Below are 13,186 nucleotides of genomic sequence, written 5' to 3'. Positions count from 1 at the left end.
AATCCTTATGCATGGTCCAGATAACGAAGTGAATCAACACGCTTCAACCATACGCCCTGGTACTTATAGTGACCAGGTACTTTAATATCTAGTCCTACAGGTTGTGCAGCCAAGAAAGTCACATCATTACATTTCATTTGAATGCATGACGGATCACGGCGGTAAATGATGGAACGGTCAGCACCTGCCGTACCCTTGCCATTTGAACGACCTAAACCACGGATCGTTAATGGCTTATTTTGGGTGGCAAAAATGTTATTTTCTTCAATGAACTTTAAGAAAGTTTTACCACCGGAATCAGGAACGATTCGAGTTGAAAGGTGCTTATATTGATTTGATGCCATCAAATAAGTATCAGGTTGTACTGAGACATCCCCATCAATCTGATCTTCAGCATCGGCCAAGCTTGAGTTGAAGTCTCCCAACACTTCTTCAATTGTTGCGGTGGCCCAATTATGTTGAGCTGTAACAACCGTTACACCAGTTTGATTTAGGAAGCCCTTAATACCAGTATTTGCATTGCCATACCAAGCAATATTGCTTAAGTGCTTCTCTGCCGCTAAACGCGCTGCCTGAACCTTGTCAGCTTCAAGCGTTAAATTCAGTTTCTGAGCCGTTTCTAGCTCAAGCACTGAGTACCAGTAACTAATCGTACCGACTTTAATTGGTAAAGATACGGTGTCATAGTCAACTTCAGCCACTGGAATATCATTACCAGTACCAGAATACTCCTTACCGATACCAACGCCCTTTTTACGTGTTAAGACTTCGCCACCACCGTAAACGCCGCTTACAGCTTTAACCGGAATGTACTTTGCATAATCCATAACTTGTTGAAGCTGTGGATCCATGTCGTTAAATTCTTCCAACTTAACGAACAATTGAGCCAAAGCATCAATGTTAAAAGCATCGCCAATATTAGCCTGAACCATTTGAGCTACGGGTGTTAAACGTAGCTTCATTGCTGCCAATTTACTCATAATAATTAAGCCCCACGTAAGCGAACAGCAGCTAAGCCCTGTTCATTTGAAATTGTTTCCCAAGATGCGTTCGGTAACTCTGTACCGTCTGTTGCAGTTGGAGATAATGAGCCTAACGGCGCTGGCACTGTACCATTGGCGGTTTTGACATATACCTTGGCGGTAATGTCTGTTACTGGTGCAGTGGTTTTCACCCAAATAGAACCAATTGTCATGACAGGTGCTACATCAGTTGCCTTATAGGCTTCTTTGCCATCGGTGGTTTTACCCGACTTGCCCACGCCGTGGCGCAGAATAATTCCAAATTTGGTATTGGTCGCACCGGTTACTGAAGATACCGTTTTACCGTCAGTACTGCGGACCACAACATCACCATCATTCAGCAAGACTGATCCTGAAACTGGTAGGGATAAAATATCCTCTGGTCCAATTAAGTGTAATTTCATGCCTGGTGCGGCATCATATTGCTTAACCATGATTTACATCCCCTTAGATTGTTTTGTATGCATTTTCTTTGCTATAGGCTTGCTCACCGCCTTCACCACCTGCAGGCTTACCATCACCAACTTTTTTGTGTTGTTGATCATTTAAGGCATCACCCACGGGATTGCTTGGTACTGTTCCTTTAACTGCAGACAGTGCACGGAAAGCGGTATCGATCTGCTCAGGCTTAGCATCACCCACCGAAACAGATCCCAATAATGCCCCCACCAAAGCATCACCGGCTTTAGCTGCAATCACATCACGCTTGATCTGCTCACAACTGCAACCATCCGTTTTAATCGTTGGTACTAATGCTTTGGCATCGGCAATAACCGTTGCTCGTTCAGTTGCCGCCTGTTCCAGTTTCTCAGGCGTAATCTGATTTCGTTCCAAATCCCCAACTTTTTGCTCAAGCGTGGTTTTGTCTGTATGGAGTTTATCTACAACCGCTTGAACGGCCGTTAATTCATCCCCAATCGAAAATTGTTGATCACCTACTTTCAATTTTGCAGCCTTTAGATTCTTCAGCTGCTCTTCTTGAATCTTTAATGCATCTGCCAAGGCTTTGTTATCGCCAATGTCAAAACGCATGCCGTTTACTGATACTTCCATTGTTTTATCCTCGTTTGGATGATTGTGATTTTGGTCACCGATGCGGCAATCACCACCGCAGCGACCGTATTTAACTAGTGCTACGTGATTGCCTAAAAAGTTAATAAATTTGGCCTGATATGGTGTTCCATCAGGCGCCGTGCCTTGCTCAACAACTAGAATGGCCGCATACCCAAGTGACATCTCGATACGCTCATTGCTTTGAATAAGATCGATACTGATCTTGTCCTTAATGAGCAAATCCCCAACCAGATAATCACCCTCTTGGCGCACATTCTCGCAGTAGCCAATGTGGTAATCCTTCCAGTTCGATGCATTAATCTCATTCTTGGGTGGGTGGTAGTCAGTAGCATCAACACCATTAAAGCTACTTACAGACTCAGGCTTAAATAGCTCATCTGCAGGCGTATAGACATTAATCGTCTGATCAGGGGTGAACCCTTCCAGATTTGAAAACTCATATGCCTGGTACTGCCGTACCTGAGGTGCTTTGGCCAAGCGAACATTGACGCATTTCAGATACCCTTCTTTGGTAAATGAACGTGAGGATTCGCTTGGCGCAAAGTCACCAACTTTGAGTTGATAAATTATTTTCATAAATTGCGCCCAATAAAAAACCACCCGAAGGTGGCTTGATTGATATTACATCCGAATCTTAATGGTTGTTTCAGAACCACATATTCCAAAATCTTCAACTTGGCCAAAATCACAGCCATCCACCAAAAGATGTGTACGTCCTGTTTGAAATTTGCTAACCATCGACGCTTCAAGTGCTTCACCTACCTTCTTCAGCCTTTCTGCTGCTTTACCTGCTGCTTTGGAAAGATCAGGAAAGCCCGAATATTGCAGTTGCCAGATTGGTGGAAACTTTCCACCTCGAACATATCCACCTGCCGCATACTTAGACAGTTGTTGAGCATTTAAACGGCTGTAAAATCTCACTTTTGAAAACTTTTTACGTCTCATGACTTTAAATCCTCAATTTAAATTTAGGCTTTAAAAGCCATGATGATTGAATCTAATTTCCAAATCAGAATAGGAATTGAAATTAAAAGAACTGACAAGAAAACCTTTTTCAAAGTTAGTTCTCGGATCTGGTTCATTTGTTCAGGTGTCAATGTTTTAGAGCTTTCGATACCATCAACTTTAACTAATGGAGGTGTACAAACGATTGGTGGTGTCGGTTTTCTTTCCGTATTGCTACAAGGCTGGTAACCACTACCATCATTTGAGCCATGGCATTTCCCACACTTCCAGCATTTCTCATTTGAATTAGTCAATTAAAATATCCTCATAGTTAGGCAATGCAGTACAACGACACCGGATAGGCTCACCAGGATGACCACCCGTTGGTGGATCATCCCATCTAAATGTCTTGCCCTGCTTATGCTGATGGTCTAAACGCACACGTTCATCTTTGGCCGTTTGCCATGTATAAGTTTCAACACCCATGGATAATTGACGAGCCTTGTTGATCTGGCCATTTATCTTACCCATCTGATCTGCAGCAATTAAACGTGCACGGTAATCGGTAGTTTGGCCGAGCTTTGCTATTTCCTTTGCTAGGTCTTCGTTTGTCTGGCCTGTCTGTAATGCATTTAATACAAGAGCCTCAACTTTGTCCGAGTATTGCTGTGGTATCGATTTGATTAAAGCGACATTGGCCTCGATATTTGTATCGACCACATTTTGAATATCTGCAGCACGATAAAACGGCGTTAGGTCCACCCCAATAATAGACTTGGTATGTTCAGCAATTTGCTTGTCCACTTCTTTGCTTGTGTCACCGACAACTTTCTGAGCAATTGGCCTAGCAATCTCGATTACATACTTAGTAAGCTTTTCTTTAAACGCCGCAATCATGTTAGAAAACCAAGCATCACCGATATTCTGGCCAACTGTTGGAATGACTAATTCTTTAGTCTGATCCTGACAATATTTAGAAATGGCCAGTAATTGCCGCATATAGTAAAACTCAATACGGCGATTTACCTTAACTGGTCTTGGCTTTGTTGCCTTACGTCCTTTCTTTCGTTTCTTAACTTCCTGCAGGTGGGGTTTCAGAATCTGGATTATTGTCGTCATCTACACTCACCATTAAATCAAGCTGTTTGATGTGCTTCTCATCGATCACAGAGTAGACCTCATCAATAATAAGCTGCCGTGCGATCTGTGGCTCGGTAATAACACCCATGTCGAGATATTTAGCATCACGCTCAGCATTGGCCTTTTCTACCTCAGCGCGAACTTTTGCATCAAGCTGCCACAATGGATTAAACACAATGCCAAAACCAGGCATCTGGCGGCCAAATGTTGCCTGACAGATCACTGCCAATAGTTGCAACATGAAGGGTTTAAGGGTCCAAGTCTGCTTTGTCGCAATACTATCGTAATAGTTGCGGGTGTCATGTTCACCCGTGGCATTCATGCCCGCAGGTGATTGGCCAAACAAAATCGTATAAGGAATATCAGCTGCACCTGACGTTTGAATAGAGAACTCACGCATCATGTCTGGCAGACCTGCAAAGTTATACGTCTTAGAGTTGTATTCCTCTTCCTTATCTAAAACGATCATGCCATTCAGGCTCTTTAATAGACCTACACTTAAGAATCGCTCGGCTACCGCCTTCATATCCTCTTTGATCTTGTCGACCAATCCAGGTGTACTAATCACATCGATTTTAGATTCATGGACTAAACTGGCTGATGCCTTTTTAACTGATGCGTGGTCTAGCAGTTCCTCATACACTTCCTGCAGTACACTTTGTGGCTCTTCATTCACCACATCGGCATGGCTAAATTTAATAAGGCGAGTGTGGTGGATCCGTTGTGTCGATTGCCCATCTAGTTTGAGCTTGTAAAACTCAGGTTGCTTAATGAGCCCCCCACTTTTACTCGGCGGTAAATACTTTGTGGTGTCTGCCTCAATGTACTTTTTCTTAAGTACAGTGAAGAACTCTAAACGGCCAATACCGAGTTTATTCAAATCAAAAGGCTGATCAAGATCCCCACCATCAACGGTACCTAACAGGATGTATGCAACGCCGTACAAGCGAGAAAGCACCAAACTGGACAATAGAACGTTGTCAAAATTAAACCGCTTACAGGCATCTTCTAGCTTCGTCAGGTCTTTATCCTGAATCCCTTCATAGAACCATCCTGCACGCAACATATCACTGGCAGGACGGTTTACAATTCGTTTGGCTAACCAATGTTGATAGACCGCTTCAAGTTGATCATCTGGAATAACTTTCTTAACAAAATGCCCATGTGATGCTTTGTCACGCTCTGTACCAATATTGGAAACAAAATTTGTATATGCCCCTGCATCGCCAATAGCATCGGGCTTTTTAGTCTTAGACATAAATTTTCCTAATCAAATACAGTTGGCTTGCTTGCTAATGAATCATTAATCGCATCAACGGTCGGATCCCATTGGTCATCATGATCATGTGTCCAATCAGCGGTCAAACCTTCAATCTCTTCTATATAATTCAAAAGCCATGGTGCGCTTGCAGGTAACCATACACGGCGATCTTCAACATAAAGAATTACGTCCATAGTCCGTGAGAGCTTATCTTCATCACGCTGAATCGCCCGAATAGGCAATGTGGTTTCTTTAACAACAGTCTGAATCAGTCCAGTACCGCTGGATTTATCCTCAACTGCCATATAGCGAAGCTTGCCGATTTTGGTATTGCTTTCCTTGTGTTTATTAATAAAGGACTTAGCCTCTTTTAATAATTCTGGTGCTTCCCATTTGCCACGCTTTAAATCAATGATGTAGAGGTTATTGTCATAACCTAGACCAGCGCATAGGAACACCGAAAAGTCGTTATGCTTTTTAACTTTCTGTGCCGTATCTGCCCAAATACCACGCCATTTAAGGACTGGCAATTCAACATAACGCGGGAACCATTCAGCTTTAACAAGATCGCCACCAAGCTTTTTGGGGTTCTGCATATACTGACTAGCAAAGGTATAACGAGAAACAATCGCGCCGTCTTTATCTTCACCACCCTTTTCAAGCTGCAGTAATGATTCGAGTGATTCTTTTAATGGCCAATAGCTTTGGCGGCCATGTTCATCACGTTCTACATCTTTTGGTACCTTTGCTTGAATATGCTCAGGTAATTGGCTGATGTATTCGTCATCGATCAAAGCAGGAATGCAGATCTGTTCCCAATCACCAGGCACATTACCCGTCATCACAAAATTAGTCGGATCTTCAACGTGTAAACGCTGCATGATCAGAATAATTGGTGTGTCTGATTTGGCTTTACGTGAATTGACTGTATTTAGGATCTTACGGTTAGCTTTCTTACGTGCAGATTTACTAAATGCGTCCTCAGGTTTTAATGGGTCATCAAGAATGATGGCACCTGTAAAGCCATCATTTGCTAATGTGCCGGCACGGCGGCCAGTGACCTGCCCACCCATTGATGCAGAATAGACATGCCCTGCATCGTAACCATCAACTGTGGTTTTCCAGTTTGATTTTGAGTCTGTGCTAGAAGAGATCTTAACTGGCCACAAGCTCTGGAAATCCACCGATTTAACAATGTTTCGCGCCGTTGCGGATACATCCTCAACCAATGACTGTGAATACGACAAATATAAAAATCGAGATCTAGCATTACGAGCCAAACCACGAGAAATAAGATTGGTTAATAATTCAGTCTTACCCGAACCTGGAGGAACGTTAATAACAAGGTTTTTAACCTTTCCTGATATAACTTGATCAATCTTGTCTGCAATGTATTCATGATGCCAATTGACTGAAAACTTAAAGCCCATTCGCGGCAAGAAAAAACGCCGTGTAAAGAATAAATGTTCTTTCTCACAGCGTTCTTTTTCTAACTGCATATCAAGAAAGCTAGTATTTACTTTCGAGTTCATCCATTGCCTGCCTTATCTGTTCAGGCGTTGCTACAACATGAGTAACATGCTCAGGGTTTAGAGGCTGACCGTCTGCGCCAGTTAATTGGGTTTTGGTTGTATTGGTATATAACCCACCTATTTCTTTCGCGGCCTGCTGTAATAAGTTTGGAATTAAAATCGGGTTTTCTTTGTACTGTGGATGATCAATTAGTTTCTGCAGTCGCTGCAATCGATAGAAAATATTCGCAATTGGTATTGAATCAAGATTTTTGTTTATTTCTTTGCGAACTCGATAAAACTCTGTTTTTAGATCTTCACTTAAATCCTGTCCAGTTTTCTTAGTTGGATCATATGCTTCACATTGCTGTTTTGACACCGTGATCCCAAATTCTTCTTGGACGGCCTTTGCTGTTTCTGTGGGTGTATCAAACATCGCAAGCGACCGTACTATATAGAGTTTCACCCTTTTATTAAGTCTTGCCATTTATCTATATCCGTCCAAGTACGTCCAAGAAGAATGGCAAAAAAATTTAAACCACTCTCAAAAAGCATGTTCCACACGCATTGTAGATATCAGCCCGAGATACCTCAGGTCGTTGCTTAGCTGCATCAATCATCTGCTGAACTTCCTTGTTTGCACCATAACGGCGAACTACACCAGTGAACTCTTCCACATCATGGGCTTGCATTGTTAGATTAGGTTTGCCTGTCTCACGATTGTATGAAGGGATACCATATTGATCTTTTTTATGGGCAATATGATAAAGCTCATGTTCAATTAAGGCGCAGAAATCAATATCATTTGCCTGTTGAGCGTATGTAGCATCTATTGTTATTAGATAATCTGGCAGATCATTGAACCATTGATAAAACTGTTCTTCCTGGCGTTCCTTCTTCCAGCCACTTGCATTGATCATGATTTTTTCAGCCGTGCCAGCAACATTTCTACCCTGCTTTTTATATCCAGCTCTTGCCCACATAACTGCTATCTGTGGATAGCGGAATAAACCTAAATGGCTGTGATCGGGATTAAATAACTGACTTTCTGGATTTAAAAAGTTGACTTTAATCCATCGCCAAAGTTCTGGTGCAGGCACAAAGTCTGGTGTATCCATCAAAAAAATATGTTCAGGTGGATATGGCCTTGCCTTAACCACGAAACCAATTTCATTTTTCATAGTCAAACTCTGATATCACGGCGACCTTTCAGCCAGGATAATTTTTCAACGGCTAAAAAAAATCGCTCGTCTAATTGAGCGATCTGTTCAGTTGTTAAGCCCTTGGTAGTACAACTACCTACATGCTTTAATTCTTGTTCGGTTTCACGAATTTCTTTATCAATATTGTGATGCATAGGACCTCCAAACAAGCATAAAAAAACCCACCAAATTGGCGGGCTTCTTTATTTGAAATAAAAATTAGGAAAGGTAGGAATATTTTTGAGCCAAATATTTATTGGCGATTACTGTTGTCTCTGCATATGGTAATTCTGCACATAGCCAGAAGCGAACTGTATTGTCACCAACTATGTAAGTCTGTCGATTATAGGTAGATGTTTTACTGGGATCTATTTCGCTTGCTTCAAAATATGTACTTTCTCGGCTAGGAACAACCTCACCATCCAAATCACCACCAATACAAATAAACATCTAAATAATCCATAAAATTATGAATCACAGCTTAACACATAAAGTAAAAAGCCCCGCTAATAACATGTATGTCAGCGGGGCTTCATGTGCCGAAATACGCTCGGCTAGTTGACTCGCATTGCGCTGATGCGAGTGAGGGTAAAATTTTAAAAGCCCCACTACGTGCAGGGCACAACCTAATGTTGTTTGGGTTCTGGCTGCCACAGCCAAGGGTACGCATCACCCCATCTATCACTTTATTGGCCAGATAAAGCACCTATCAATTCTGGTAAGAAAGTCTGACAGGTAACTTTCAGACATTAAAAAAGCCCGCATATAGCGGACTTTTGAAATTCTTTCAGGGCGACCAATTCATAAAACGCCCATTATAGAAACACTTATACTTAACTGTATACCCTACTGTCAAGCAAATGATGCAACTTGATTATCTTCGCTTAGTTCAAAATGGAATGATTTAGCTAATCTCTGGCGAATCACGTTCTCCCACTCCGCAACTATTGACTCTCCTAACTGCTCATATTTTTGGTAGCTTTTGACATATGCCGTTTTAGTAATTGTTAAATGTGCAATGTCTATTTTCTCTTTCAGCGTATATGGACGCTTTCCAGATCCTTCGCATTTTTCACAAAATTTTGTACCTACTGAATCTTTATGACCTTCAAACAATTCTAGTTTACCTAAACCCTGGCACGGCGGGCACATCGCTTTTACAAACAAATGGCCGCGCAATACAACCTCAGCCATTGCTTTGGCCACATTCTCTAAAGTTCCCTGCAGGTTGTTCGGTTTAAAATTCTTCTTAATCATTTCTTGATGAATGACTCTGGCCATCTTGTTACGAACCTTAAAGAATATTGCAGATGTTATTTCGCCAGTTTTAAACTCCACTTTACCTGGTTTGTCTTCAATACGTTTTTTTACCTCAACGCCGTTAATGATATTGGTTTCATATATCTTTTTGGCTTCGGTAACTATTGCAATCCTCTCAAAATCAACGCGCTCGATGAGCAATTCAGCCCACAACTTTGCACCTGCAGGTAAAAGGGCCATTTCACCAAGAACAATGCTTTTTGTAATTTTCCCTTTACCCTCACTTTGAGCAATAGCCAGACGCAACAACTCCAAAAAATCAAACTTTTCAACCAACATACATTGCGCTCCTACTGCTACTTTAACCATCTGCAGCTGTACTGAGTCCCTTTGACCCAGTAAACATCTGCCGTCTTACAAACCTGTACGGCGTTATATGTATTTAGTGCCAGACATAAAATCGCCAATACAATAAAAATCACTATGATTAACCACTCGTTATTATTTCTTCTCATCGCAACCGCCCATGTACTAGCATTCCAGCATCACGGCCGTGCTCGCTTGTTCTACCAGGCCAGCCCGTTATTCTTTTAAAATAATCGCTCGTTGTTTTTGTCATGTTTGCTGCTGGGTGAACCAATTCATATTTAATGTTTTGCTCTATACAGAATTGCTCCCATATACTGCAGTCACGTTTAACAGATCCGACACCCTCACGTACACCAGCGCCCGACTTAGCTTGTCGCGCATCTGTCGATCCGAACCATGTGCGCAAACGTGCATCTTCAATACGGACGATTAAATCAGGATGCTGACCATGTAGCTCTTTGACTTCTTCCATGGCCTTGGTGATGGTTAAAGTCTCAACACGATTCAAAACCCCTTTTTCTGCTACTGCAAAACCTGTCTTAACGCCACAATCGATACCAACTCTGATCATTTCCCTTCTCCAAAAATTAAATCGAATTCTTCAAGCGCTTGTTTCAGCTCAACATGGTTAAATTTTCTTAATTTCAATAAAGATTCATATTCAAATCTGGATTTTGCTGGTCCACCTATTCGTTCAATGAGCTGGAGACGTGCAACTAAACCTCTAAGTTCAGGAAGATTGACTGGATCAAAACAACGTTTTTTAAAATATTCACCATCGTTATCAGTTAAATTCCAAATTGGATGAAAGCCATTGTGAAACTGAAATTCGGGCTTAGTACGGAAATAATAGCCATCCTGAAAGCTTTCAGCGTTACTTGGGGCAGCTTCAACAACGGCCATAGCCTTTTTTAAACCATTTTTTTTGATGTATTGAATTGCATTCATAGGCTGTCACCTTTGTAGGTCGCCATTTGCTTAACCTGGTTTAAATTCCCCTTTTTCCGAATTAAGAGATATTGCTTGTTGGCCTGCTTTGTTTCTGGTGTCCGGATTCCCTGAACGTATGCACTACGCAATTTCATCATGTCAGTGAAGCCGCTAGGTCTACCAGCAACCTCATCTGCATTCAGGATCACAACATCAGTAACTAAACAGCAAAATGTTCTTCCATCATCCAAGCGACCAATTACCCGACCATCTTCACAACGATCTACGATGCCAATACCTTTAAATTTGATACGGCGCATTCCCTTATCTGGTTCGTTGTAGAAATCAACTTTGATCTGGACCCCTTTGCGCAATTCAGCCGCTTTCACTGCATCACGTATTTTTTCAATGTCTGACTCGCATTGGACCAGCGTGTAGTGTTTATCAAAGAAATAATCGCGCTCGACATACAAACAATTATCAAACTCTTGAATGATCGCTTTCAGGTTTTGAATACCTGCAGGCGTGTTTAAATTAATCATGCTGCAGCTCCTTTTTGTTTAAAGCCAACTTCCGTTAAATATTCAGACCACTTTTCGAGATTCTTTGGATCTTTCAGCATGGTCTCTAGACGCACCGCAAGTTGTTCATGTGATTCGTTACCCACGGCGTATTTACCGAAGTCAGGCAAGCGAGATAATTTTCCTGCTAAAAACTTGATTTGTTTTTCAGTGAGGGGGGCTTTAGATTCTGGTTTGTGGTTTGGCTGAGCCGAACGGTTCAGTCGGTCCATTTTTGCTTTGGCTTCAAGCAACCAGTTTGCAAAGTGGTAAATCATCAGATCGTCACACATGGTTTTTTCAGCATTGAAAATCTCAAAAGCTCTGAACTCTCGATTAAACCAAGTTGAAGAGATGACCTCATTGGGATTGATTGCTGGATTTGCTTGAGCAATTTCCAAGCTCAATTTTTTTGAGCAAAGCCAATGTTTTTTATTTATAGATTCTATTGGTAAGTTCATTGGGAGGTTCTGTGTCCCAATATTGGTACTGGTTGCAGTACCGTTTTCGGTACTAGTTGGCATCCCAATATTGGTACTAGTACCGTTTTTGGAACCAGTGCCTAAATTGGAACCAGTTCTGTTATTGGTACTAGTTCCATTTTTGGTATTGGTTAAAGTCTCCTCTTCTCGACCTAAAACACCAATTAGCTGATAAATTTTTACGCCATTACCTGCCGTTTCACCTGTAAATTTAATTAATTTTCCAGACTCAAGTTCATCCAAAACCTTGATGATTGTCTTACGGTTTAGCTTGGTATCTTTCTCCATACGCTTAAGGCTGGGAAAACACTTATGGTTTTCGCCAGCTCTATCAGCCAAAGTTAAAAGGACAAGACGTTGACTGCTGTTTTGAACTTCTGCTCGCCACGCCCAAATTGTTGCATCTAAACTCATTCGCCCCCCTCGTCAGGTTCATCGTATTCCGTGCCTTTCGATGAATTACATGACTTACACATTGTTTGGAGGTTTTCTATTGTTGATGCCCCGCCCAAAATCTCTGGCTTAATATGATCAAGTGTTAAATTTTTCTGAACACCACACGTCACGCACTTGAATCCATCGCGCTCATAAACCTCAAGGCGAAGCTTCATACCAATTTTCTTTTTGATATATTTTTTCGGTGTTTTTTCAGTTTTCCGCCCAAAAACGTCTCGGCCATAAACGTGACTAAAGTTATTTAGCAGGTAGTACGTCATGTAAGCTGATGTGCGGCCACCACTAAAACTAATATGGTAAGGTTGCTTCATGCTTCACCGCCCTGGTCTTTCACCTGGATAAAGCGGCCGAACATGATGATTTTTTCACATCGATGCAGACTAGAAATAATCATCCCAGCATCTTGATATGAAATTCGATGATCTTTACTTAATGCTTCGATTAGCTCATCACGTGTTACTGCAGCATTAGCCTCATCACGATTGATTTTTCGCAAATTAGCTTTTCGCACATCAAGCAAACTATTTAGAGTTCTTAATGCTGGCTCATGCCAGGATTGAATTATTTGAGTTTGTTTAAACTCAGGAAGCTTAGATGTATTCATGAGACCTCCTTTTGTGCATCAAAGGCCTTGCTTAAATGAATCTGCTCATCACTGGAAATGTTTTCACATCTAGGTGAAATGTCATTTTCTATCTGGCGATCGTCTCCAAATCCCAATGCATCAAAAAGATCATCGATAGAGGTGGTGTGGCGCTTTTTAGCCGACACCTCAAAAACCGTTGCGTGTCGAATCAAATGGTTAAGAGCAAAACTGTTATTTCCATTGAGTAGGACGCCGTTTTTTTGAACTTGATAGACAGTCATTAAGCAGTCAGGTTTCATTGCATCAATAAAAACAACTGTGTCGCCCACTACAAAATCACTATTGTTTGCTTGCTTTGGCTTTGATATATTTGTCATGTTCTAAATCC

20 protein-coding genes are annotated in these 13,186 nt (G+C 41.6%); all 20 read right to left on the bottom strand.

Features of this window, described 5'->3' with window-relative positions; genetic code table 11:
• Positions 1-5 precede the first annotated feature (5 nt).
• On the bottom strand, positions 6-980 hold the full coding sequence (locus tag F885_RS18000; protein WP_005312794.1) for a DUF2184 domain-containing protein: 975 nt from the start codon (positions 978-980) through the stop codon (positions 6-8).
• A gap of 5 nt (positions 981-985) precedes the next feature.
• Positions 986-1,456: a structural cement protein Gp24 gene (locus F885_RS18005; protein ID WP_005312791.1), complete on the bottom strand. Its 471-nt coding sequence runs from the start codon at positions 1,454-1,456 to the stop codon at positions 986-988.
• Positions 1,457-1,469: 13 nt separating this feature from the next.
• Complete coding sequence (locus F885_RS18010; RefSeq protein ID WP_005312788.1) at positions 1,470-2,672, bottom strand: DUF2213 domain-containing protein; 1,203 nt, start codon at positions 2,670-2,672, stop codon at positions 1,470-1,472.
• A 45-nt stretch (positions 2,673-2,717) separates the two neighbouring features.
• Positions 2,718-3,041, bottom strand: a complete 324-nt coding sequence (locus tag F885_RS18015) for a hypothetical protein (protein WP_005312786.1) — start codon at positions 3,039-3,041, stop codon at positions 2,718-2,720.
• A 23-nt stretch (positions 3,042-3,064) separates the two neighbouring features.
• Positions 3,065-3,355: a hypothetical protein gene (locus tag F885_RS20440; protein ID WP_081401659.1), complete on the bottom strand. Its 291-nt coding sequence runs from the start codon at positions 3,353-3,355 to the stop codon at positions 3,065-3,067.
• A complete protein-coding gene (locus tag F885_RS18025) occupies positions 3,348-4,160 on the bottom strand; it encodes a phage head morphogenesis protein (protein ID WP_005312782.1) in 813 nt (270 codons plus the stop codon). The genes F885_RS20440 and F885_RS18025 overlap by 8 nt, the downstream gene beginning before the upstream one ends.
• The gene (locus tag F885_RS18030; protein WP_005312780.1) at positions 4,114-5,439 is read right to left on the bottom strand and encodes a DUF1073 domain-containing protein; all 1,326 of its coding nucleotides are present in this window, start codon (positions 5,437-5,439) and stop codon (positions 4,114-4,116) included. The genes F885_RS18025 and F885_RS18030 overlap by 47 nt, the downstream gene beginning before the upstream one ends.
• Positions 5,440-5,447: 8 nt before the next feature.
• Positions 5,448-6,974 (bottom strand): phage terminase large subunit, encoded by a 1,527-nt coding sequence (gene terL / locus F885_RS18035; RefSeq protein WP_005312779.1) that lies wholly within the window; start codon positions 6,972-6,974, stop codon positions 5,448-5,450.
• Positions 6,952-7,440, bottom strand: coding sequence for a DUF2280 domain-containing protein (locus tag F885_RS18040; RefSeq protein ID WP_005312775.1), 489 nt, complete (start codon positions 7,438-7,440; stop codon positions 6,952-6,954). The genes terL and F885_RS18040 overlap by 23 nt, the downstream gene beginning before the upstream one ends.
• Positions 7,441-7,486: 46 nt before the next feature.
• The gene (locus tag F885_RS18045) at positions 7,487-8,134 is read right to left on the bottom strand and encodes a putative metallopeptidase (protein WP_005312773.1); all 648 of its coding nucleotides are present in this window, start codon (positions 8,132-8,134) and stop codon (positions 7,487-7,489) included.
• 2 nt (positions 8,135-8,136) lie between these two features.
• Positions 8,137-8,310 carry a hypothetical protein gene (locus F885_RS18050; protein ID WP_005312771.1) on the bottom strand — a complete coding sequence of 58 codons (174 nt, stop codon included), beginning with the start codon at positions 8,308-8,310 and terminating at the stop codon, positions 8,137-8,139.
• 64 nt (positions 8,311-8,374) lie between these two features.
• The gene (locus F885_RS18055) at positions 8,375-8,605 is read right to left on the bottom strand and encodes a hypothetical protein (RefSeq protein WP_005312768.1); all 231 of its coding nucleotides are present in this window, start codon (positions 8,603-8,605) and stop codon (positions 8,375-8,377) included.
• Positions 8,606-9,007: 402 nt separating this feature from the next.
• A complete protein-coding gene (locus tag F885_RS18060; RefSeq protein WP_005312765.1) occupies positions 9,008-9,754 on the bottom strand; it encodes a hypothetical protein in 747 nt (248 codons plus the stop codon).
• A 172-nt stretch (positions 9,755-9,926) separates the two neighbouring features.
• Entirely contained in the window at positions 9,927-10,355 is a 429-nt protein-coding gene (locus tag F885_RS18065) for a hypothetical protein (protein ID WP_005312762.1), read from the bottom strand.
• Positions 10,352-10,732 carry a hypothetical protein gene (locus tag F885_RS18070; RefSeq protein ID WP_005312759.1) on the bottom strand — a complete coding sequence of 127 codons (381 nt, stop codon included), beginning with the start codon at positions 10,730-10,732 and terminating at the stop codon, positions 10,352-10,354. The genes F885_RS18065 and F885_RS18070 overlap by 4 nt, the downstream gene beginning before the upstream one ends.
• Positions 10,729-11,256: a hypothetical protein gene (locus F885_RS18075; protein ID WP_005312756.1), complete on the bottom strand. Its 528-nt coding sequence runs from the start codon at positions 11,254-11,256 to the stop codon at positions 10,729-10,731. Before F885_RS18075 ends, F885_RS18070 begins: the two co-directional genes overlap by 4 nt.
• Complete coding sequence (locus F885_RS18080; protein WP_005312752.1) at positions 11,253-12,170, bottom strand: helix-turn-helix domain-containing protein; 918 nt, start codon at positions 12,168-12,170, stop codon at positions 11,253-11,255. The genes F885_RS18075 and F885_RS18080 overlap by 4 nt, the downstream gene beginning before the upstream one ends.
• Positions 12,167-12,523 carry an HNH endonuclease gene (locus F885_RS0120020; protein WP_005312749.1) on the bottom strand — a complete coding sequence of 119 codons (357 nt, stop codon included), beginning with the start codon at positions 12,521-12,523 and terminating at the stop codon, positions 12,167-12,169. Before F885_RS0120020 ends, F885_RS18080 begins: the two co-directional genes overlap by 4 nt.
• Entirely contained in the window at positions 12,520-12,816 is a 297-nt protein-coding gene (locus F885_RS18085; RefSeq protein ID WP_005312746.1) for a hypothetical protein, read from the bottom strand. The genes F885_RS0120020 and F885_RS18085 overlap by 4 nt, the downstream gene beginning before the upstream one ends.
• Complete coding sequence (locus tag F885_RS18090; RefSeq protein WP_005312744.1) at positions 12,813-13,175, bottom strand: hypothetical protein; 363 nt, start codon at positions 13,173-13,175, stop codon at positions 12,813-12,815. The genes F885_RS18085 and F885_RS18090 overlap by 4 nt, the downstream gene beginning before the upstream one ends.
• Positions 13,176-13,186: the final 11 nt, after the last annotated feature.

The organism is Acinetobacter higginsii (assembly GCF_000369845.1).
In the GTDB taxonomy this organism is placed as follows: Bacteria; Pseudomonadota; Gammaproteobacteria; order Pseudomonadales; family Moraxellaceae; genus Acinetobacter; species Acinetobacter higginsii.
This window is presented reverse-complemented; position numbering and strand designations above follow the sequence as displayed.

Bases quoted from the DNA above. Each gene is read 5' to 3' on its own strand.
- F885_RS0120020 (WP_005312749.1), bottom strand. From the start codon at position 12,523: ATGAAGCAACCTTACCATATTAGTTTTAGTGGTGGCCGCACATCAGCT.
- F885_RS18030 (WP_005312780.1), bottom strand. From the start codon at position 5,439: ATGTCTAAGACTAAAAAGCCCGATGCTATTGGCGATGCAGGGGCATAT.
- F885_RS18050 (WP_005312771.1), bottom strand. From the start codon at position 8,310: ATGCATCACAATATTGATAAAGAAATTCGTGAAACCGAACAAGAATTA.
- F885_RS18085 (WP_005312746.1), bottom strand. From the start codon at position 12,816: ATGAATACATCTAAGCTTCCTGAGTTTAAACAAACTCAAATAATTCAA.
- F885_RS18005 (WP_005312791.1), bottom strand. From the start codon at position 1,456: ATGGTTAAGCAATATGATGCCGCACCAGGCATGAAATTACACTTAATT.
- F885_RS18040 (WP_005312775.1), bottom strand. From the start codon at position 7,440: ATGGCAAGACTTAATAAAAGGGTGAAACTCTATATAGTACGGTCGCTT.
- terL (WP_005312779.1), bottom strand. From the start codon at position 6,974: ATGAACTCGAAAGTAAATACTAGCTTTCTTGATATGCAGTTAGAAAAA.
- F885_RS18075 (WP_005312756.1), bottom strand. From the start codon at position 11,256: ATGATTAATTTAAACACGCCTGCAGGTATTCAAAACCTGAAAGCGATC.
- F885_RS18080 (WP_005312752.1), bottom strand. From the start codon at position 12,170: ATGAGTTTAGATGCAACAATTTGGGCGTGGCGAGCAGAAGTTCAAAAC.
- F885_RS18060 (WP_005312765.1), bottom strand. From the start codon at position 9,754: ATGTTGGTTGAAAAGTTTGATTTTTTGGAGTTGTTGCGTCTGGCTATT.
- F885_RS18010 (WP_005312788.1), bottom strand. From the start codon at position 2,672: ATGAAAATAATTTATCAACTCAAAGTTGGTGACTTTGCGCCAAGCGAA.
- F885_RS18015 (WP_005312786.1), bottom strand. From the start codon at position 3,041: ATGAGACGTAAAAAGTTTTCAAAAGTGAGATTTTACAGCCGTTTAAAT.
- F885_RS18025 (WP_005312782.1), bottom strand. From the start codon at position 4,160: ATGACGACAATAATCCAGATTCTGAAACCCCACCTGCAGGAAGTTAAG.
- F885_RS18070 (WP_005312759.1), bottom strand. From the start codon at position 10,732: ATGAATGCAATTCAATACATCAAAAAAAATGGTTTAAAAAAGGCTATG.
- F885_RS18045 (WP_005312773.1), bottom strand. From the start codon at position 8,134: ATGAAAAATGAAATTGGTTTCGTGGTTAAGGCAAGGCCATATCCACCT.
- F885_RS18090 (WP_005312744.1), bottom strand. From the start codon at position 13,175: ATGACAAATATATCAAAGCCAAAGCAAGCAAACAATAGTGATTTTGTA.
- F885_RS18055 (WP_005312768.1), bottom strand. From the start codon at position 8,605: ATGTTTATTTGTATTGGTGGTGATTTGGATGGTGAGGTTGTTCCTAGC.
- F885_RS18000 (WP_005312794.1), bottom strand. From the start codon at position 980: ATGAGTAAATTGGCAGCAATGAAGCTACGTTTAACACCCGTAGCTCAA.
- F885_RS18065 (WP_005312762.1), bottom strand. From the start codon at position 10,355: ATGATCAGAGTTGGTATCGATTGTGGCGTTAAGACAGGTTTTGCAGTA.